A 20,187-nucleotide genomic window follows, 5' to 3' on the forward strand; every position below is an offset into this window, starting at 1 on the left:
AACTCGCGACCCCGACCTTGGCAAGGTCGTGCTCTACCAACTGAGCTATTCCCGCGTACTTCTTGCCATATTTCTATGGCGTCGTGATGTGCATTTCTGCTTCGTCACGGGAGGCGCATTATACGAGAATTCGATTTACCTGCAACCCCCCAGCGAACACTTTTTTGCGTTTTTTGTCTGAATGGACGTTTTATCGCCAGACACACTGCCAAATTGTACAAATAAGCATCTGACAAGGCAAAATAACTTTTTCCAGCCGGGCGAAAGGCGCAAAATCGCTCAGATTTGCGGGTCCGCTACCCGCTAACGGTCAATAACCATGACATACAGGGAAATTCAGATGACAAGAGCGCTTTCCGTCCTGCTGCTGACCACGCTGCTTGCTGCTGGGGCAGCATCCGCGACGACGCTACATTTCGGCACCACGACGGCCAATCCGCCCTTTGAAACCGTGAATGCGAAAAACCAGCCCTCGGGGTTTGATATCGATCTGGCCAAAGCACTGTGCAAACAGATGCAGGCCGAATGCAAATTTACCCCTCAGGACTTCAATACCCTGATTCCCGCGCTGCGTTTTAAAAAATTCGATGCCATCATTGCCGGCATTGAAGTTATTCCCATGCGCGAAAAGCAGGTCGCCTTTACCCAGCCCTATCGTCAGACGCTCTCCGGCGTGGTGGTGACGGCAAAAGGGGCGGCCCATCGCTTCGCCGATCTGCAGGGCAAGAAACTCGGCGTCGTGAAAGGTACCGTCCACCAGCACTATCTGCACGATACACAAAAAGGGGTCAACGTCATCGGGTACGACAATGACGCCAGCGCATTGGCCGCGTTGAAAGACGGGAGCGTGAATGCCGTGATGGGCGACCAGACGACCCTCGACCCGTGGCTGCAGGATAATCCGGATTACGCCATGATGGATGAACGCGCGACCGACCCGAAATACTACGGCAAGCAATATGCCATTGCGGTACGTAAAGACGATCCGGAGCTGCTCAATGCCATGAACGCTGCGCTGGAGGTGGTTAAGGCATCGCCTGACTTCCAGGCGATGGAACAGAGGTGGTTTAAATAAGCTAGCGACGCCGGGGCCATTGGACCCCGGCGCCGGTATTACAGCTTGATAAAGTTCTCGCGATAGTAGGCCAGCTCCGCTACCGACTCGCGGATATCATCCATCGCCTGATGGGTACCCTGCTTTTTAAAACCACTAAGGATTTCCGGCTTCCAGCGGCGCGCCAGCTCTTTCAGCGTGCTGACGTCAAGGTAGCGGTAGTGGAAATACGCTTCCAGCTCCGGCATATATTTGAACAGGAAGCGGCGATCCTGACCAATGCTATTCCCGCAAATCGGTGATTTCCCGGCAGGAACCCACTGCTTGAGGAATTCAATCGTCGCCAGTTCCGCTTCGCGATCGCCCTGGGTGCTGGCCTTAACGCGTTCGACCAGTCCGCTTCCGGTATGCGTGCGCACGTTCCACTCATCCATCAGCGCCAGCTGCGCATCGGACTGGTGAACCGCAATCGTCGGCCCTTCCGCCAGAATATTCAGGTGCGCATCGGTCACCAGAGTGGCGATTTCAATAATGCGATCGCGCTCAGGATCCAGCCCGGTCATTTCGAGATCGATCCAAATCAGGTTGTTTTCATCTGCACTCATGCTATTTTCCACCCATAATTTTACAATTCTGGCCCGTAAAACTTCAGGATGCAGGCAAAACAACGTACCAGCATCTTGCAAGATGACGGGTCGATATTCATCTTAGATAGCGTGTATCATAGAGGTTTTGCCCACTCAGGGCGACCAGGAGCCAGTTCGATTGAGTAAAAATAAACTCTCCAAAGGCCAACAGCGCCGCGTGAAGGCCAACCACCAGCGCCGCCTGAAAACGACTTCGGAGAAGGCCGATTACGATGACAACCTGTTTGGTGAAACCTCTGAAGGGATCGTCATCAGCCGCTTTGGCATGCATGCCGATGTCGAATCCGCCGATGGCAGCGTTCACCGCTGCAACATTCGCCGCACGATCCGTTCGCTGGTCACCGGCGATCGCGTCGTCTGGAGACCCGGTAAAGATGCCGCCGACGGCGTCAATGTGAAAGGGATTGTCGAAGCGGTACACGAGCGGACTTCCGTCCTGACTCGTCCGGACTTTTACGATGGCGTTAAGCCTATCGCCGCCAATATCGATCAGATAGTGATTGTTTCCGCGATCCTGCCCGAGCTGTCTCTGAACATTATCGACCGCTATCTGGTCGCCTGCGAGACGCTGGACGTTGAACCGCTGATTGTGCTCAATAAGACCGACCTGCTGGATGCCGACGGCATGGCCTTCGTGAACGAGCAGATGGATATCTACCGCGGCATCGGCTACCGCGTACTGATGGTTTCCAGCCGCACTCAGGATGGCCTCAAGCCGCTTGAGGAAGCGCTCACCGACCGTATCAGTATCTTTGCCGGGCAGTCCGGGGTGGGGAAATCCAGTCTGCTGAACGCGCTGCTGGGTCTGCATGAAGATCAGATCCTGACCAATGACGTGTCTGACAACTCAGGACTGGGCCAGCACACCACCACCGCCGCGCGCCTCTATCACTTCCCGCACGGCGGCGATGTCATTGACTCACCTGGCGTTCGCGAATTCGGCCTGTGGCACCTGGAAGCGGAACAAATTACCCGCGGCTTTGTCGAATTCCATGATTATTTAGGCCGTTGTAAATATCGCGACTGCAAGCATGATACCGATCCGGGCTGCGCCATTCGTGAAGCGGTAGAAAATGGCCACATCGCCGAGAGCCGTTTTGCAAACTATCACCGTATTCTGGAAAGCATGACTCAGGTGCAGGTAAAAACGCGTAAAAGCTTTTCATCATCCGATGACTGACATTTAAGCTGAGCATCGTTAGAATCGTCCCCTTTTTTCAGGGCCCCGCACGTTGACGGGGTCAGGAACGACAAACCATGGCCTGGAGGCTACCTTGTTAAACGATCTTAAACTTTCACTGCAATACATTCTGCCTAAACTGTGGCTCACCCGCCTCGCAGGCTGGGGTGCGAGCAAACGGGCGGGTTGGCTGACAAAGCTGGTCATCGATCTGTTCGTGAAATGCTACAAGGTCGATATGAAAGAGGCGCAAAAGCCCGATACCGCCAGCTACCGTACCTTTAACGATTTCTTCGTGCGCCCGCTGCGCGAAGATGCCCGTCCGTTGAACACGGACCCTAACGTGCTGGTCATGCCTGCCGATGGCGTTATCAGCCAGTTGGGCGCAATCGAAGACGACAAAATTTTGCAGGCCAAAGGCCACAACTACACGCTGGAAGCGCTGCTGGCGGGGAACTACCAGATGGCCGATCTGTTCCGCAACGGCACCTTCGCCACCACCTACCTGTCGCCGCGTGACTACCACCGCGTGCACATGCCGTGCAACGGTATCCTGCGTGAAATGATCTACGTTCCGGGGGATCTGTTCTCCGTTAACCACCTGACCGCACAGAACGTTCCGAATCTGTTTGCCCGTAACGAGCGCGTCATCTGCCTGTTTGATACTGAGTTTGGCCCGATGGTGCAAATTCTGGTGGGGGCGACAATTGTTGGCAGCATTGAAACCGTGTGGTCCGGTACGGTGACCCCGCCGCGTGAAGGCGTCATCAAACGCTGGACCTGGCCGGCGGGCGACAGCGAAGGTTCCGTCGCGCTGCTGAAAGGCCAGGAGATGGGCCGCTTTAAGCTCGGTTCGACGGTAATCAACCTGTTTGCCCCGGGCAAAGTGCAGCTGGTTGAACAGCTGCACAGCCTCTCCGCTACCCGACTCGGCCAGCCGCTGGCGACGGCCGTAGAGACCATGTCCGCGAGCGCAGACGACGTCAGCCCACTGAGCGACGCGACGCAAGACGAAGGTTAATTGCTGACAAAAAAAGGTTACGCCGTGCGCCTGATATATATTTTCCTGCTGGCCTGGAGCCTCAGTCTGGGGGCGTACGCAGCGACAGCCCCCGATGCGAAACAGATCGCTCAGGAACTGGAACAGGCGAAGGCGGCAAAACCCGCTCAGCCTGGTACCGTTGAAGCGTTACAATCTGCGCTGAACGCGCTTGAGGAACGCAGCGCCTCCCTTGAGCGCGCACGCCAGTATCAGCAGGTTATTGATAACTTCCCCAAGCTGTTCCAGACCCTGCGTTCGCAAATCAATAACCTGGCCGATGAACCGCGCCAGGTCTCAACCAGCCTCTCCACGGATGCGCTGAACCAGGAAATCCTGCAGGTCAGCAGTCAACTGCTCGAAGCCAGTCGCCAGGCACAGCAGGAGCAAGAACGCGCCCGCGATATCGCCGATTCGCTTAACCAGCTTCCGCAGCAGCAGAGCGACGCGCGTCGCCAGCTCAATGAGGTTGAGCGCCGCGTCGGCGCGCAAACCAGCAATACGCCGCTGGCACAGGCCCAGAATCTGGGTCTGCAGGCGGAATCTGCGCGCCTGAAAGCGCTGGTCAACGAGCTGGATCTGGCCCAGCTGTCAGCGAACAATCGTCAGGAGCTGTCGCGGATGCGCGGCGATCTGGCGCAGAAGCAGGGCAAGCTGCTCGACGGCTATCTGCAGGCGCTGCGTAATCAGCTTAATAGCCAGCGTCAGCGTGAAGCGGAAAAAGCACTGGAAAGCACCGAGCTGCTGGCGGAGAACAGTGAAAACCTGCCGCCGCAGCTGGTGGCCCAGTTTAAAGTCAACCGCGAACTCTCGCAGGCGCTGAACCAGCAGGCCCAGCGTATGGATCTGGTGGCTTCGCAGCAGCGTCAGGCGGCCAACCAGACGCTGCAGGTGCGCCAGGCGCTGAATACCCTGCGCGAGCAGTCGCAATGGCTGGGCTCCTCCAATCTGCTGGGCGAAGCCCTGCGCGCCCAGGTGGCCCGTCTGCCGGAAATACCGAAACCGCAGCAGCTGGATACCGAGATGGCGCAGCTGCGGGTGCAGCGTCTGCATTATGAGGATCTGCTTGGCAACCAGCCGCAGCTACGCCTGATTCGCCAGGCGGACGGCGAACCGCTCACCAGCGAACAAAACCGCATTCTGGAAGCGCAGCTGCGCACGCAAACTGAGTTGCTTAATTCGCTGCTGCAGGGCGGCGATACGCTGATTCTGGAACTGACCAAGCTGAAAGTCTCCAACGGCCAGCTTGAAGACGCGCTGAAAGAGATCAACGAAGCAACCCACCGCTATCTGTTCTGGACGTCGGATGTCAGCCCGATTGATTTTTCATGGCCGCTGGATATCGTCCATAATCTGCGCCGTCTGGTCTCTCTCGATACGATAAGCCAGCTGGGCAAGGCCAGCGCCATGATGTTAACCAGCAAGGAGACGCTGCTGCCGCTGTTTGGCGCGCTAATCCTGGTCGGCTTCAGCATCAGCTCGCGCCGCCACTTTACCCGCTTCCTCGAACGCTCCAGCGCCCGCGTCGGTAAAGTGACGCAGGATCACTTCTGGCTCACGCTGCGCACGGTGTTCTGGTCGATTCTGGTGGCCTCTCCCCTCCCCGTGCTGTGGATGACGCTGGGCTACGGCCTGCAATCGGCATGGCCCTACCCGCTGGCGGTCGCGATCGGCGAAAGCGTCACCGCCACGGTGCCGCTGCTGTGGGTGGTGATGGTTTGCGCCACCTTCGCGCGTCCAAACGGCCTGTTTATCGCGCATTTCGGCTGGCCACGCAGTCGCGTCAGCAAAGCCATGCGCTACTACCTGATGAGCATCGGCCTGATCGTCCCGCTGATTATCGCGCTGATCATGTTTGATAATCTCAACGACCGCGAGTTTTCCGCTTCGCTCGGCCGTCTGTGCTTCCTGCTGATTTGCGGGGCGCTGGCGCTGGTCACCCTGAGCCTGAAGCATGCCGGCATCCCGCTGTATCTCGATAAAAGCGGCAGCGGCGATAATATGGTTAACCGCATGCTGTGGAACCTGCTGCTCGGCGCGCCGTTAATCGCCATGCTGGCGGCGGCGATCGGCTATCTGGCCACCGCTCAGGCGCTGCTGGCCAGGCTGGAAACCTCCGTTGCTATCTGGTTCCTGCTGCTGGTGGTCTACCACATCATTCGCCGCTGGATGCTGATTCAGCGCCGCCGGCTGGCCTTTGACCGCGCCAAACATCGCCGGGCGGAAATCCTTGCCCAACGCGCTCGCGGTGAAGATGACGTGGTGCATTCCAGCAGTCCGGAAGGTTCTGCGGAAATCGAAGTGAGCGAAGTCGATCTTGATGCTATCAGTACGCAGTCCCTGCGCCTGGTCCGTTCGCTGCTGATGCTGGTCGCGCTGGTCTCGGTGATCGTCCTGTGGTCAGAAATTCACTCCGCCTTCGGTTTCCTCGAAAATATCTCGTTGTGGGACGTCACCTCGACGGTGCAGGGCGTTGAAAGTCTGGAGCCGATTACCCTCGGCGCCGTGCTGATTGCCATCCTGGTGCTGATTATCACCACCCAGCTGGTGCGAAACCTCCCGGCGCTGCTGGAGCTGGCTATCCTGCAACACCTCGATCTCACTCCGGGGACCGGATATGCCATCACCACCATTACCAAATATCTGCTGATGCTGATTGGTGGCCTGATGGGCTTCTCGATGATTGGGATTGAATGGGCGAAGCTGCAGTGGCTGGTCGCCGCGCTCGGCGTGGGGCTGGGCTTTGGTCTCCAGGAAATCTTCGCCAACTTTATCTCCGGCCTAATCATCCTGTTTGAAAAACCGATACGTATTGGCGATACGGTGACGATCCGCGATCTGACCGGCAGCGTCACTCGCATCAATACCCGGGCAACCACCATCAGTGACTGGGACCGTAAAGAGATTATCGTGCCTAACAAGGCCTTTATCACCGAGCAGTTTATCAACTGGTCGCTCTCTGACTCGGTCACCCGCGTGGTGTTAACCATCCCGGCACCGGCAGATGCCAGTACGGAAGAAATCACGCAGATCCTGATAGCCGCCGCCCACCGCTGTTCGCTGGTGATAGACACGCCAGCGCCGGAAGCGTTCCTCGTCGACCTGCAGCAGGGGATTCAGATTTTCGAGCTGCGTATCTACGCCGCCGAGATGGGGCATCGTATGCCGCTGCGCCACGAGCTACACCAGCTGATTCTGGCTGGCTATCGCGAACACGGTATCGATATGCCGTTCCCGCCGTTCCAGATGCGTCTGGAAAGCATCGATGGCAGAAAAAGCAGCCGCGCGCTGACCTCGGCAGGGAGATCCAGCCGCACGGCAGGGAGCATGTAAGACGAATCGCGCCGGTGCGGCGCGCTATCCGTTAACCTATCACCGCGCTTCCCTTAGCCCGTTTGCTAAGGGAAGCCGTCGGGCAAATCAGGCGCGATCGACGGTAAAGGCAATCACTTCGCTGATGCTTTCGGCGCCCAGCGCCAGCATCACCACGCGATCGACCCCCAGCGCGACGCCGGAACAGTCCGGCAGCCCGGCGGCCAGCGCACCCAGCAGATTCCGATCGATAGGCTGCTGCGGCAGACCGCGAGCGGCACGTTTGCGGTTGTCCTGCTCGAAACGCTGCTGCTGTTCACGCGCGTCGGTCAGTTCGTGGAAACCATTCGCCAGCTCAATGCCCTTGTAATAGACCTCAAAACGCTCCGCCACGCGGTGATCTTCGGTGCTGATTTGCGCCAGAGACGCCTGGCTGGCCGGGAAGTGATAGACAAAGGTCGGGCGATCTTTACCAATATGCGGCTCGACGCCCATGGTAAACAGCAGCTGCAGCAAGGTATCCCGGTCTTCTTCCGTATCGGCAATATTACTCAGATCGAGCTTCGCCGCCGCCTCGCGCAGCTGCGTCTTATCGGCCGACAGCGGATCAAGCTCAAGGTGACGCAGGAACGCCTGCTGATAAGAGAGGCTTTCCGCCGGCTGGCACTCCAGTACCTGCTGCAGCAAGTCATCGACTTCGTTAATCAGACGGTACATGTCATAGCACGGACGATACCATTCCAGCATCGTGAATTCCGGATTGTGGTGTCGCCCCATCTCTTCATTGCGGAAGCTACGACACAGCTGGAATACCGGGCCACAGCCCGCAGCCAGCAGGCGCTTCATATGGTATTCCGGGCTGGTCATCAGATAGAGATCCATCCCCTGGGAATAGCCAGGGCCGACGAAACGGGTCTGGAACGGAAACAGGTGAATATCCGTCACCGTAGCCTGACTCATGCAAGGCGTCTCCACCTCCAGCACGCCGCGATCGCTAAAGAAACGGCGAATTTCCGCCATTATCGCCGCGCGTTTCAACAGGTTGGGAATGGACGCGCTCGGCTGCCAGGTTGCCGTCTCGCTCATGTTACTTTCTCCGATTTCATACAAGGGCACGAAGTCTACTCGTAACCGTCGGGTGAAACAAATTTTGTGCGAACCGGCGCTCCTGCGGCAGACGGGAAACCTGTTGCCGAAGAGAATTCATCACCAGAGCTGATAAACCAGCGTACATATTGACAAAAAAATCGAACACATCAATTTTCCCCACCAACCCTACGGCTATACTCCTTTACCTATAAAGGAGCAGTGATACTTTTTCGCCAGTCCGGCGGCGAAATAAACAAAAACTGGAGGAATGTCGTGCAAACTTTTCAAGCCGATCTTGCTGTTATTGGCGCTGGCGGAGCGGGTCTTCGCGCCGCTATTGCCGCGGCGCAGGCAAATCCACATGCCAAAATCGCACTGATTTCAAAAGTCTATCCCATGCGCAGCCATACCGTTGCGGCCGAGGGAGGTTCTGCTGCCGTTGCACAGGATCATGACAGCTTTGAGTACCATTTTCACGATACCGTCGCCGGCGGCGACTGGCTCTGCGAGCAGGATGTCGTCGATTACTTTGTCCACCACTGCCCCACGGAAATGACCCAGCTTGAGCAGTGGGGATGTCCGTGGAGCCGCCGTCCGGATGGTAGCGTCAACGTGCGCCGCTTCGGGGGGATGAAAATCGAACGCACGTGGTTTGCCGCCGATAAGACCGGCTTCCATATGCTGCATACCCTGTTCCAGACCTCCCTCCAGTTCCCGCAAATCCAACGCTTCGATGAACACTTCGTCCTCGACATTCTGGTCGACGATGGGCAGGCCCGTGGCCTGGTGGCGATGAACATGATGGAAGGTTCGCTGGTCCAAATCCGCGCCAACGCGGTGGTGCTGGCGACCGGCGGCGCGGGACGTGTCTATCGCTACAACACCAACGGCGGCATCGTCACCGGCGACGGAATGGGGATGGCGCTGAGCCACGGCGTACCGCTGCGCGATATGGAGTTTGTCCAGTATCACCCCACCGGCCTGCCGGGTTCCGGCATTCTGATGACCGAAGGCTGCCGCGGTGAAGGCGGTATTCTGGTCAACAAAAATGGCTACCGCTATCTGCAGGATTACGGCATGGGTCCGGAAACGCCGCTGGGTGAGCCTAAAAACAAATATATGGAGCTCGGTCCGCGCGACAAAGTCTCCCAGGCCTTCTGGCACGAATGGCGTAAAGGTAACACCATCCCGACGCCGCGCGGCGACGTGGTCTATCTCGACCTGCGTCATCTCGGTGAGAAAAAGCTGCTTGAACGCCTGCCGTTTATCTGCGAGCTGGCTAAAGCCTATGTCGGCGTTGACCCGGTGAAAGAGCCGATTCCGGTCCGCCCGACCGCCCACTACACCATGGGCGGCATTGAAACCGACCAGCAGTGCGAAACGCGGATTAAAGGCCTGTTCGCGGTTGGCGAATGTTCTTCCGTCGGTCTGCATGGCGCCAACCGCCTCGGCTCCAACTCGCTGGCGGAACTGGTGGTCTTTGGTCGCCTCGCCGGTGAACAAGCCATAAAACGTGCAGCAGAAGCCGGGGAAGCCAACGCCAATGCGCTGGATGCGCAGGCTGCCGATGTAGAAAAACGTCTTAACCATCTCGTCAATCAGGAAGGTAACGAAAACTGGGCGAAAATTCGCGATGAAATGGGACTGTCGATGGAAGAAGGCTGCGGTATCTATCGCACGCCGGAGCTGATGCAGAAAACCATCGATAAGCTGGCGGAACTGCAGGAGCGCTTTAAACGCGTGCGCATTACCGACAACTCCAGCGTCTTCAACACCGACCTGCTCTACACCATCGAACTGGGCCATGGCCTGAACGTCGCTGAATGTATGGCGCACTCCGCGATTGCACGTAAAGAGTCACGCGGTGCGCACCAGCGTCTGGATGAAGGCTGCACCGAACGTGATGATGTCAATTTCCTCAAACATACGCTGGCCTTCCGCGATGCGGATGGCACTACGCGCCTGCAATACGGCGAGGTGAAAATCACCTCTCTGCCGCCGGCGAAACGCGTATATGGCGCAGAAGCGGAAGCAGCCGAGAAGAAGGAGACGGCAAATGGCTGAGATGAAAAACCTCAAAATTGAAGTGGTGCGCTACAACCCGGAAGTGGACACCGCACCGCACAGCGCGTTCTATGAAGTGCCTTATGATGAACAAACCTCGTTGCTCGACGCACTGGGTTATATCAAAGATAACCTCGCGCCGGACCTCAGCTATCGCTGGTCCTGCCGCATGGCTATCTGCGGTTCCTGTGGGATGATGGTCAATAAAGTGCCGAAGCTGGCCTGTAAAACCTTCCTGCGCGAATACACTAAGGGTATTAAGGTTGAGGCGCTGGGCAACTTCCCGATTGAGCGCGATCTGGTGGTCGATATGACCCACTTTATCGAGAGTCTGGAGGCCATTAAGCCCTATATTATTGGCAACCCGCGCACACCGGATCAAGGGCCAAACAAACAAACCCCGGCGCAGATGGCCAAATACCATCAGTTTTCTGGCTGTATCAACTGCGGCCTGTGCTACGCCGCCTGCCCGCAGTTTGGTCTTAATCCGGAGTTTATCGGCCCGGCGGCCATCACCCTCGCCCATCGCTACAACGAAGACAGTCGCGACCATGGCAAGAAGGAGCGTATGGCGCAGCTTAACGGTCAGAACGGCGTCTGGAGCTGTACCTTCGTAGGCTATTGCTCGGAAGTCTGTCCGAAGCATGTCGATCCGGCAGCCGCCATTCAGCAGGGCAAGGTAGAAAGCTCGAAAGACTTTCTTATCGCGACCCTGAAACCACGCTAAGGAGTGCATGATGACGACTAAACGCAAACCCTACGTGCGGCCGATGACGTCCACCTGGTGGAAAAAACTGCCGTTTTATCGCTTCTACATGGTGCGTGAAGGAACCGCAGTGCCAACGGTATGGTTCAGTATCGTGCTGATTTACGGTCTGTTTGCCCTGAAAAATGGCGCAGAAAGCTGGGCTGGCTATGTCGGTTTCCTGCAAAACCCGGTGGTGGTGATCCTGAATCTGATCACTCTTGGCGCCGCGCTGCTGCACACGAAAACCTGGTTTGAGCTGGCGCCGAAAGCCGCCAGTATCATTATTAAGGGTGAAAAAATGGGGCCAGAGCCGGTGATTAAAGGGCTTTGGGTGGTGACCGCGCTGGTGACCGTGGTGATCCTGTTTGTTGCCCTGTTGTGGTAAGGAGGCTGAAATGATCAATCCCAACCCGAAACGTTCCGATGAACCGGTATTCTGGGGGCTGTTTGGCGCAGGCGGTATGTGGGGCGCGATTGTCGCGCCGGTCATGGTGCTGCTGGTCGGCATTCTGCTGCCGCTAGGCCTGGCGCCAGGTGATGCATTCAGCTATGAGCGCGTGCTGGGCTTTGCCCAGAGCCTGGTGGGCCGCGCGTTTATCTTTCTGATGATTGTCCTGCCGCTGTGGTGTGGGCTACACCGCATCCATCACGCCATGCACGACCTGAAAATTCACGTTCCGAATGGTAAGTGGGTCTTCTACGGCCTGGCCGCGATCCTGACCGTGGTGACGCTGATTGGCGTGTTATTTATTTAACCTCCCTGAAGCCCGATAGCATTCTGTTATCGGGCTCTCTTTTGCAGAAAATATCCCCCGCTTTTCTCCCGACAGAATCTACACTTAGCTAAAAAACCAGCAAGGAAAATGCTATGCGTGTGCTGCCCATGATTGCGGTTGTTGCCGCCTCGTTTCTGCTTGTTGCCTGTAGCACGCCAACGCCGCCACCAGGCGTGACGGTAGTCAGTCCATTTGATACCCAGCGCTATCTTGGCACCTGGTATGAAATAGCCCGCTTCGACCATCACTTTGAAAGCGGCCTTGAAAAAGTGACCGCCACCTACAGCCTGCGCGACGATGGCGGACTGGACGTGGTGAATAAAGGCTATAACCCCGACCGGGGTGTGTGGCAGAAAACCGATGGCGTGGCCTACTTCACCGGCCAGCCGACCCGCGCAGCGCTGAAAGTCTCCTTTTTCGGCCCGTTCTACGGCGGCTACAACGTGATAGCCCTGGATAAAGATTATCGTTATGCGCTGGTCTGCGGGCCAGACCGCGATTATCTCTGGCTGCTGGCGCGCACGCCGAAAATAGCACCGGAAGTGAAACAGCAGATGCTGGACATTGCCACCCGACAGGGCTTCGACGTCAGCAAACTTATCTGGGTTAACCAGCGCTATTAGTCAGTGCGCGCTGATTTTCAGCCCGATAATACCGACAACGATGCACGCCAGGCTGGCAATACGCATGGCGCTGGCGGATTCGCCCAGCAGGACAATGCCGGCGAGCGCCGCGCCTACCGCGCCAATTCCCGTCCACACCGCATAGGCGGTGCCGACGGGCAGCGTTTTCATCGCCCATGACAGCAGCGCCATGCTAAGTACCATAGCCACAATGGTGATCACGCCTGGCAACAGGCGGCTAAAACCGTGGGTGTATTTCAGACCAACCGCCCAGACCACTTCCAGCAGACCGGCGATAAACAAAATAAACCAGGACACAGGACTCCCTCGATGGGGCCGTCCCCAAATGCGATACGCTTACAGGTCGTCCCGTAAGGTGTGGATGAAAGCACAGAGATTATAGCCAGCAGAACGAACGATGAAAAGAACGGTACGGCCAGTCACCGTACCGTCAGGGTCTATTGCTGAGCTTTTGTCGCAGCCCCAGAAATGGCACTGCCGCCTTCTGAAATATCCTGACCCACACCACGTGTTGTATTACATGCGGTCAGCACAGAAGAGAGGGCCAAAACCGTAAAGAACGCTGCAATTGCTTTTTTCACCATAATGTCATCCTTATTACCAGTTTTAGTTATCGTGCCCTATAAGCATAGACAACCTGACCCAGGATGACGGAATCTCAGCGTTTTTTAAGAGAAAAAGAGAAGATGACACGGCAGGTGTAAGCGAAACGGTACAGCGAGGTGGCCATGTAGCAAAAAGAACGGGTAAAAAGGCGCTTAGCTGACCGCACGCGAAATCGCATGTCCCAGCCCCTGGATGTCTTCACCAACGCCGCGCGCGGTATTGCATCCGGTGAGCAACATTGCGCTCAGAGAGAGCAGCAGCAGCAGTTTTATCGCGTTGTTCATCTTCCCTGCCTGCGGTTTGCTTAACGGCTTATAGCAGGCGCAGCACGCTGCTGCGCCAACCCTGTATGGCATGAATTACTTCACGCGGGATACGTATTCGCCAGAGCGGGTATCCACTTTGATGACTTCGCCAATCTGCACAAACAGCGGAACTTTAACCACTGCGCCAGTAGACAGCGTCGCCGGTTTACCGCCGGTACCTGCGGTATCACCTTTCAGGCCTGGATCGGTTTCCACGATTTCCAGCTCAACGAAGTTCGGCGGGGTGACGGAGATAGGCTGACCGTTCCACAGGGTCACGATGCACTCAGCCTGATCCAGCAGCCATTTTGCGTTATCGCCTACGGCTTTCCCATCGGCAGCCAGCTGCTCGAAAGTGGAGTTATTCATGAAGTGATAGAACTCACCGTCGTTGTACAGGTAGGTCAGGTTCATATCCACAACGTCTGCGCCTTCGGCGGAATCGGTAGATTTGAAGGTTTTCTCTACGCGAGTCCCGGTCAGCAGACGGCGCAGCTTAACGCGCGCAAAAGCCTGGCCTTTGCCTGGTTTCACGAATTCACTGGCTTCAACGGCATAAGGTTCGCCGTCCATCATGATTTTAAGACCGGCACGAAAATCGTTGCTATAGTAAGTCGCCATAAGGCCCTCTAAATTTGTTAATTGGTAGCTAAGCCACAAAATGGCGCATATTGTAACCCTAAATACCCCATCCAGAGAAGATTGGTTAACGCAACTTGCAGATGTTGTGACCAGTCCCGATGAACTGCTGCATCTTTTAAATGTAGACGCTGACGCGAACTTGCTGGCGGGACGCGAGGCAAAACGCCTCTTCGCCCTGCGCGTGCCGCGGGCATTTATCGCCCGCATGGAGCCGGGAAACCCCAACGATCCCCTGCTTCGTCAGGTACTTACCTCGCAAGATGAGTTTATTTCAGCGCCGGGGTTTTCCACCGATCCGCTGGAGGAACAGCACAGCATCGTACCCGGTCTGCTGCATAAATACCGCAACCGGGCGCTGCTGCTGGTCAAGGGCGGCTGCGCGGTAAATTGCCGCTATTGCTTCCGCAGACACTTCCCTTATGCCGAAAATCAAGGCAATAAGCGTAACTGGCAGGCGGCGCTGGCGTACATTGCCGAACATCCGCAGCTCGATGAGATCATTTTTTCCGGCGGCGATCCGCTGATGGCAAAAGATCATGAGCTGGACTGGCTGCTCACCCAACTGGAGGCGATCCCGCACATTAAGCGTCTGCGCATTCACAGTCGCCTGCCTGTGGTCATCCCGGCGCGGATTACCGATGCGCTGGCCGCTCGCTTTGCCAGCTCCTCGCTGCAGGTGCTGCTGGTCAATCATATCAACCATGCCAATGAGATCGACGCTGATTTCCGCGCCGCGATGGCGAGTTTGCGCCAGGCCGGCGTCACACTGTTGAATCAAAGCGTTCTGCTACGCGGCGTCAACGACAATGCACACACGCTGGCCGCGCTGAGCAATGCCCTGTTCGATGCGGGCGTCATGCCCTATTACCTGCATGTGCTGGATAAAGTCCAGGGCGCGGCCCATTTTATGGTCGAAGACGAAGAGGCCCGGGCGATTATGCGCGAACTGCTGACTCTGGTTTCAGGTTATATGGTGCCAAGACTGGCGCGGGAAATCGGCGGTGAGCCAAGTAAGACGCCGCTGGATTTGGGCTTAAAGCAACATGCGTGAAAAGGTCTGCCGGGGAAAGCTGGCAGACCTTCGATTCACAGACTGACTGAACGCGCGGAGATAGCCCGGGTCCCTTTTACCCTCGACGGGAGAGGCCCGGAATCAAATCAGTTCGGGCACTTATAGACCTGGCCGTTCATTTCGCTGTCGGTCGGCACAAAGCTCGACAACAGGTTCTGCGTCGGGCTGCTCACGCCATAAATCACGTTGCCGCCCATCGCCGCAGCCTGGTTGCGCAGCGCGTTTGCCGCGCCACGCATGGAGCCGCCTTCGTCACCGTTATGCCCGGACAACCAGTTGCTCTGCTTGCCCGTCGCGGTCCCCAACAGCTGGCAATCCGCACCCGGCTTATCTTCAACAAAGCGTACGCTCTGTCCGCCTGAGCTCAGTTCGTTGCTGGAACTGCAACCCGCTAACAATAATGCTGCGCCGACAATCCCTGCTAAATATCTTACCTGCATGTTATTCCCCATGATCAATGAGCTGGACGCGCTGGCCCGGATGTACACCTTATACTAAAAAGCTGAGAAAAAGAAAAACCCCCGAGCATTTCTGCCCGGGGGTTTCTCATTTTTCGCGAGATGCTGATTTAATCGAATAATTCAGGTTGCAGGCAGTCGGCAAGTCTATGATTCCCCGGAAGCTTACATGAGTAAGTGACCGGGTGAATAAACGCAGCCAACGCACCTGCGGTTTGAAGTATGAAGATTAAATTACATCATGCCGCCCATACCACCCATGCCGCCCATACCGCCAGCAGCGCCTAAGTCAGGAGCGTCGCTTTTCGGCAGGTCAGTAACCATGCACTCGGTGGTGATCATCAGACCAGCAACGGATGCGGCGTACTGCAGAGCAGAACGGGTCACTTTAGTCGGGTCGAGGATACCGAAGTCGATCATGTTGCCGTATTCTTCAGTTGCCGCGTTATAACCGTAGTTGCCTTCACCCGCTTTCACGTTGTTAGCAACCACAGACGGCTCTTCGCCGGCGTTGGACACGATCTGACGCAGCGGAGCTTCCATTGCGCGCAGCGCAACTTTGATACCGACGTTCTGATCTTCGTTCTGAGCGGTCAGGCCAGCCAGTTTAGCGGCAACGCGAACCAGCGCTACGCCACCACCCGCAACCACGCCTTCTTCTACCGCAGCACGGGTTGCGTGCAGGGCATCGTCAACGCGCGCTTTTTTCTCTTTCATTTCAACTTCGGTCGCTGCACCGACTTTGATTACCGCAACACCGCCAGCCAGTTTCGCTACGCGCTCCTGCAGTTTTTCACGGTCGTAGTCAGAAGTCGCTTCTTCGATCTGCTTACGGATCTGAGCAACGCGGCCCTGAATGGCGCCTTCTTCACCCACGCCATCGATGATGGTGGTGGTGTCTTTGTTGATGACAACGCGTTTCGCCTGACCCAGGTCTTCCAGAGTCGCTTTTTCCAGCTCCATACCGATCTCTTCAGAGATAACGGTACCGCCGGTCAGGGTCGCGATATCCTGCAGCATCGCTTTACGACGGTCGCCAAAGCCCGGTGCTTTAACAGCAGCGACTTTCACGATACCGCGCATGGTGTTGACCACCAGAGTTGCCAGCGCTTCGCCTTCAACGTCTTCAGCGATGATAACCAGCGGTTTGCCTGCTTTCGCAACGGCTTCCAGAACCGGCAGCATTTCGCGGATGTTGGAGACTTTTTTGTCAGCCAGCAGGATGAACGGGCTTTCCAGTTCAACAGCGCCAGTTTCCGGCTTGTTGATGAAGTACGGGGACAGGTAGCCGCGGTCGAACTGCATACCTTCAACCACGTCCAGTTCGTCTTCCAGACCGGTACCGTCTTCAACGGTGATCACGCCTTCTTTACCGACTTTGTCCATCGCTTCCGCGATCAGTTTACCTACGGTTTCATCGGAGTTAGCGGAGATGGTACCCACCTGGGCAATCGCTTTAGAGTCGGAGCACGGTACGGACAGAGTTTTCAGTTCTTCAACGGCAGCCACGACAGCTTTGTCGATACCGCGTTTCAGATCCATCGGGTTCATGCCAGCAGCAACGGCTTTCAGACCTTCTGCGATGATAGCCTGAGCCAGTACGGTTGCGGTGGTGGTACCGTCGCCTGCAGCGTCGTTCGCTTTAGAGGCAACTTCTTTCACCATCTGCGCACCCATGTTTTCGAACTTGTCTTCCAGCTCGATTTCACGCGCTACGGAAACACCATCTTTGGTGATGGTCGGTGCACCGAAAGATTTATCCAGAACCACGTTACGGCCTTTCGGGCCCAGGGTCACTTTCACTGCATCTGCCAGTACGTTCACGCCGCGCAGCATTTTTACACGAGCGTCATTACCGAATTTTACGTCTTTAGCTGCCATTTTTTCTATTCCTCAAATTCGTTCAGTTTCGCGCGCGAATTACGCTTCAACAATTGCCAGAATGTCGCTTTCAGACATGATCAGCACTTCTTCATTGTCGATTTTTTCAGATTTCACACCGTAGCCGTCGTTGAAAATAACGATGTCGCCAACTTTAACGTCCAGCGGCTGCACAGTGCCGTTTTCCAGGATGCGGCCCTTACCGACAGCGATGATTTCGCCACGAGTTGATTTGGCTGCCGCAGAACCGGTCAGAACGATGCCGCCTGCAGATTTGGTTTCAACTTCTTTACGTTTGACGATCACACGATCATGTAACGGACGAATACTCATTGATAGCTCTCCTTTGAGAAAGTCATTATCAGTTATGGGTGACACCGGCCCGTATACGGTTTTCCGGCTAGTGCCTGAGAGATGGGGGTGGGTTTTCGCGCTTCAAGGGGGAAAGTTAAAAAAAAATTTTTCCTTGTGCGCTGACGCACAGAAACAGCTGCGGGTCTGCCCGCCGTCATAAGCAAAAACGATTGTGATACCATCGCTTTTTTGTCAGGGCAGGATGGCATTATGAGTGGTTTAAAACAGGAGTTAGGTCTGGCTCAGGGAGTGGGGCTGCTTTCTACGTCGCTGCTCGGCACTGGCGTCTTCGCCGTTCCCGCTCTTGCCGCGCTGGTGGCGGGAGATAACAGTCTGTGGGCCTGGCCCGCGCTCATTCTGCTGGTGTTCCCGATCGCCATCGTCTTTGCCGTACTGGGCCGCCACTTCCCCAGCGCGGGCGGCGTGGCGCACTTCGTCAATATGGCGTTTGGTTCACGTATGGAACGCGTCACCGGCTGGCTATTTTTGTCGGTTATCCCGGTAGGGTTGCCCGCCGCCCTGCACATCGCCACCGGCTTCGGCCAGGCGCTATTTGGCTGGCACGACAGCCAGCTGCTGCTTGCGGAGCTGGGTACGCTGGCCATCGTCTGGTGGGTCGGGTCGCGCGGCGCAAGCTCCAGCGCCAATCTACAAACGCTGGTCGCGGCCCTCATCGTCGCGCTGATCGTCGCTATCTGGTGGCGCGGCGGGATTAGCCCGGCGCAAATTCCTTTTCCGGCGCCGGAAGACATCGATAGTTCACAGCTTTTCTCCGCCCTGTCGGTGATGTTCTGGTGTTTTGTCGGTCTTGAAGCCTTCGCCCATCTGGCAGCGGAATTTAAACGCCCGGAGCGCGATTTCCCCCGCGCATTGCTGATAGGCCTGCTGCTGGCGGGCTCCGTTTACTGGGCCTGTACCGTACTGGTCCTGCATTTTCACGCCTTCGACGACCATATGGCCGCCGCCGCATCGCTGCCTAATATCGTGGTGCGCCTGTTTGGCGTGCAGGCGCTGTGGATCGCCTGCGTCATTGGCTATCTCGCCTGCTTCGCCAGCCTCAATATCTATATCCAGAGCTTTGCCCGCCTGGTCTGGTCGCAGGCGCAGTACAAACCCGAAAGCTACCTCGCCCGCCTTTCGCCGCAGCAAATCCCACGCAATGCGCTCACCGTCGTGCTGGGCTGCTGTGTCATCAGCACGCTCGGCATCTACTGGCTGGATATCAACCTTGATGCGCTGATCGTCTATGCCAACGGCATCTTCATTATGATTTATCTGCTGTGTATGCTGGCGGGCTGCCGGTTGCTGCGGGGACGCTATCGGGTGCTGGCGCTCATCGGGAGCCTGCTCTGTCTGCTGTTGCTGGCGATGGTCGGCTGGAAAAGCCTCTACGCCCTGCTGGTTATGGCGGTGCTGTGGCTATGGCTGCCAAAGCGCCGTACGGCGGCGCTTCCCCACCATCATCGTCACTAAAACATGCCATAAAAAAAGCCGGACAGCGCAACGCAATCCGGCTCATCATTATTAGCGCCGCGTCAGCGCGGCCCGCAGGCTTAGCGGTCGTCTTTGTGATCCAGACGGTCGCGCTCTTCATCTTTGCGCTGATACTCCCCGTCAAAGGTCTCACCGCCTCCGGTTCCCGCGCTAAAACCACCACCTTGCATCCGGCTAAAGCGCAGGTGTGGCATCAGCTTCAGGGTCAGGTGTTTTTGCACCGGCGGCAGCAGGAGCAGCAGGCCGAGGAAATCGGTAAAGAACCCCGGCAGCAATAGCAGCAGGCCAGCGATAATCAGCGATACGCTTTTAATCATTTCTGCCGCCGGACTTTCACCCGCCGCCATTTTCTGCTGCATCAGCATAAAGTTTTTAAAGCCCTGGTTGCGCACCAGCGACATACCGACCACCGAGCTGAAGATAACCAGAATCAGCGTCAACAGAACGCCGAGCACGTGAGCCACCTGGATAAAGATCGATATCTCAATGTAAACGTATAAAAAAATGGCAATTAACGGAATCCAACGCACTGGCGTCTCCTTCATTAGCGGGGTTCACTATCGGCCCCCGCAGTCATCGGTGTGCTTTTCGCATCACATCAATATTGGGCTAAAACGGCACATTTCAATCGGCAGGAACGCTTATTTTTTTCCACGAACGGCAAAGCGGTGACTCATTTCACAGATTAATAATTCTTATACTCTTCTCGACATAATAAGTGATCAAGGTTGCTGACATTCGCTATCATCAGCATATGATCGTGGGCACCGGGCCGATTAAGGAAATAATCTTCGGCAAGAAAATGCGCAAAACCCCATAAAT

22 protein-coding genes are annotated in these 20,187 nt (G+C 56.4%); 12 read left to right on the top strand and 10 right to left on the bottom strand.

Annotated features, from left to right (window positions below; translation table 11 throughout):
* Positions 1-181 (top strand): hypothetical protein (locus CWM52_RS26535; RefSeq protein ID WP_206057730.1); only part of this gene is annotated, 181 nt, incomplete at its 5' end.
* Positions 182-340: 159 nt separating this feature from the next.
* Positions 341-1,075 (top strand): arginine ABC transporter substrate-binding protein, encoded by a 735-nt coding sequence (locus CWM52_RS20320; RefSeq protein WP_100685743.1) that lies wholly within the window; start codon positions 341-343, stop codon positions 1,073-1,075.
* Between the two features lie 38 nt (positions 1,076-1,113).
* Here the strand turns inward: CWM52_RS20320 and orn are convergent, their stop codons facing one another.
* Positions 1,114-1,659 (bottom strand): oligoribonuclease, encoded by a 546-nt coding sequence (gene orn, locus CWM52_RS20325; RefSeq protein WP_100685744.1) that lies wholly within the window; start codon positions 1,657-1,659, stop codon positions 1,114-1,116.
* 160 nt (positions 1,660-1,819) lie between these two features.
* Here orn and rsgA point away from each other — a divergent pair, with 160 nt between their 5' ends.
* The 3 genes from rsgA to mscM all read left to right on the top strand — a co-directional run bounded on the left by rsgA (position 1,820) and on the right by mscM (position 7,253).
* A complete protein-coding gene (gene rsgA / locus CWM52_RS20335) occupies positions 1,820-2,881 on the top strand; it encodes a small ribosomal subunit biogenesis GTPase RsgA (RefSeq protein ID WP_100685745.1) in 1,062 nt (353 codons plus the stop codon).
* Positions 2,882-2,975: 94 nt separating this feature from the next.
* Positions 2,976-3,902 (top strand): archaetidylserine decarboxylase, encoded by a 927-nt coding sequence (asd, locus tag CWM52_RS20340; RefSeq protein ID WP_100685746.1) that lies wholly within the window; start codon positions 2,976-2,978, stop codon positions 3,900-3,902.
* A gap of 24 nt (positions 3,903-3,926) precedes the next feature.
* Positions 3,927-7,253 (top strand): miniconductance mechanosensitive channel MscM, encoded by a 3,327-nt coding sequence (gene mscM, locus CWM52_RS20345; protein ID WP_100685797.1) that lies wholly within the window; start codon positions 3,927-3,929, stop codon positions 7,251-7,253.
* A gap of 87 nt (positions 7,254-7,340) precedes the next feature.
* Here the strand turns inward: mscM and epmA are convergent, their stop codons facing one another.
* On the bottom strand, positions 7,341-8,318 hold the full coding sequence (epmA, locus tag CWM52_RS20350) for an elongation factor P--(R)-beta-lysine ligase (RefSeq protein ID WP_100685747.1): 978 nt from the start codon (positions 8,316-8,318) through the stop codon (positions 7,341-7,343).
* Positions 8,319-8,594: 276 nt separating this feature from the next.
* On the opposite strand from epmA, the gene frdA reads away from it, so the two are divergent.
* From frdA to CWM52_RS20375, 5 genes are all read left to right on the top strand, one after another.
* Positions 8,595-10,385, top strand: coding sequence for a fumarate reductase (quinol) flavoprotein subunit (gene frdA / locus CWM52_RS20355; RefSeq protein WP_100685798.1), 1,791 nt, complete (start codon positions 8,595-8,597; stop codon positions 10,383-10,385).
* The gene (gene frdB, locus CWM52_RS20360) at positions 10,378-11,112 is read left to right on the top strand and encodes a fumarate reductase iron-sulfur protein (RefSeq protein ID WP_100685748.1); all 735 of its coding nucleotides are present in this window, start codon (positions 10,378-10,380) and stop codon (positions 11,110-11,112) included. The genes frdA and frdB overlap by 8 nt, the downstream gene beginning before the upstream one ends.
* Positions 11,113-11,122: 10 nt before the next feature.
* Positions 11,123-11,518: a fumarate reductase subunit FrdC gene (gene frdC, locus CWM52_RS20365; protein WP_100685749.1), complete on the top strand. Its 396-nt coding sequence runs from the start codon at positions 11,123-11,125 to the stop codon at positions 11,516-11,518.
* A gap of 10 nt (positions 11,519-11,528) precedes the next feature.
* Positions 11,529-11,888 (top strand): fumarate reductase subunit FrdD, encoded by a 360-nt coding sequence (frdD, locus tag CWM52_RS20370; RefSeq protein WP_100685750.1) that lies wholly within the window; start codon positions 11,529-11,531, stop codon positions 11,886-11,888.
* 113 nt (positions 11,889-12,001) lie between these two features.
* On the top strand, positions 12,002-12,532 hold the full coding sequence (locus tag CWM52_RS20375) for a lipocalin family protein (RefSeq protein ID WP_100685751.1): 531 nt from the start codon (positions 12,002-12,004) through the stop codon (positions 12,530-12,532).
* On the opposite strand, the gene sugE is transcribed toward CWM52_RS20375, so the two are convergent.
* The 4 genes from sugE to efp form a co-directional block, all read right to left on the bottom strand.
* Positions 12,533-12,850, bottom strand: coding sequence for a quaternary ammonium compound efflux SMR transporter SugE (gene sugE, locus CWM52_RS20380; RefSeq protein ID WP_100685752.1), 318 nt, complete (start codon positions 12,848-12,850; stop codon positions 12,533-12,535).
* Between the two features lie 140 nt (positions 12,851-12,990).
* Positions 12,991-13,137, bottom strand: a complete 147-nt coding sequence (gene ecnB, locus CWM52_RS20385) for a lipoprotein toxin entericidin B (RefSeq protein ID WP_004097935.1) — start codon at positions 13,135-13,137, stop codon at positions 12,991-12,993.
* Positions 13,138-13,311: 174 nt separating this feature from the next.
* Entirely contained in the window at positions 13,312-13,443 is a 132-nt protein-coding gene (locus CWM52_RS20390; protein WP_100685753.1) for an entericidin A/B family lipoprotein, read from the bottom strand.
* A gap of 75 nt (positions 13,444-13,518) precedes the next feature.
* Positions 13,519-14,085 carry an elongation factor P gene (efp, locus tag CWM52_RS20395; RefSeq protein WP_100685754.1) on the bottom strand — a complete coding sequence of 189 codons (567 nt, stop codon included), beginning with the start codon at positions 14,083-14,085 and terminating at the stop codon, positions 13,519-13,521.
* Positions 14,086-14,125: 40 nt separating this feature from the next.
* Here efp and epmB point away from each other — a divergent pair, with 40 nt between their 5' ends.
* On the top strand, positions 14,126-15,157 hold the full coding sequence (epmB, locus tag CWM52_RS20400; RefSeq protein WP_100685755.1) for an EF-P beta-lysylation protein EpmB: 1,032 nt from the start codon (positions 14,126-14,128) through the stop codon (positions 15,155-15,157).
* A 107-nt stretch (positions 15,158-15,264) separates the two neighbouring features.
* On the opposite strand, the gene CWM52_RS20405 is transcribed toward epmB, so the two are convergent.
* The 3 genes from CWM52_RS20405 to CWM52_RS20420 form a co-directional block, all read right to left on the bottom strand.
* Complete coding sequence (locus tag CWM52_RS20405; RefSeq protein ID WP_100685756.1) at positions 15,265-15,618, bottom strand: DUF4156 domain-containing protein; 354 nt, start codon at positions 15,616-15,618, stop codon at positions 15,265-15,267.
* A 252-nt stretch (positions 15,619-15,870) separates the two neighbouring features.
* Entirely contained in the window at positions 15,871-17,517 is a 1,647-nt protein-coding gene (gene groL / locus CWM52_RS20415) for a chaperonin GroEL (protein WP_100685757.1), read from the bottom strand.
* 39 nt (positions 17,518-17,556) lie between these two features.
* A complete protein-coding gene (locus tag CWM52_RS20420) occupies positions 17,557-17,850 on the bottom strand; it encodes a co-chaperone GroES (RefSeq protein WP_003855929.1) in 294 nt (97 codons plus the stop codon).
* 231 nt (positions 17,851-18,081) lie between these two features.
* On the opposite strand from CWM52_RS20420, the gene yjeH reads away from it, so the two are divergent.
* A complete protein-coding gene (gene yjeH, locus CWM52_RS20425) occupies positions 18,082-19,344 on the top strand; it encodes an L-methionine/branched-chain amino acid transporter (protein WP_100685758.1) in 1,263 nt (420 codons plus the stop codon).
* An 80-nt stretch (positions 19,345-19,424) separates the two neighbouring features.
* Here the strand turns inward: yjeH and CWM52_RS20430 are convergent, their stop codons facing one another.
* Entirely contained in the window at positions 19,425-19,895 is a 471-nt protein-coding gene (locus tag CWM52_RS20430; RefSeq protein WP_100685759.1) for an FxsA family protein, read from the bottom strand.
* Between the last annotated feature and the right edge of the window lie 292 nt (positions 19,896-20,187).

Source organism: Raoultella sp. T31 (assembly GCF_002806725.1).
Lineage (GTDB): Bacteria > Pseudomonadota > Gammaproteobacteria > Enterobacterales > Enterobacteriaceae > Klebsiella > Klebsiella electrica.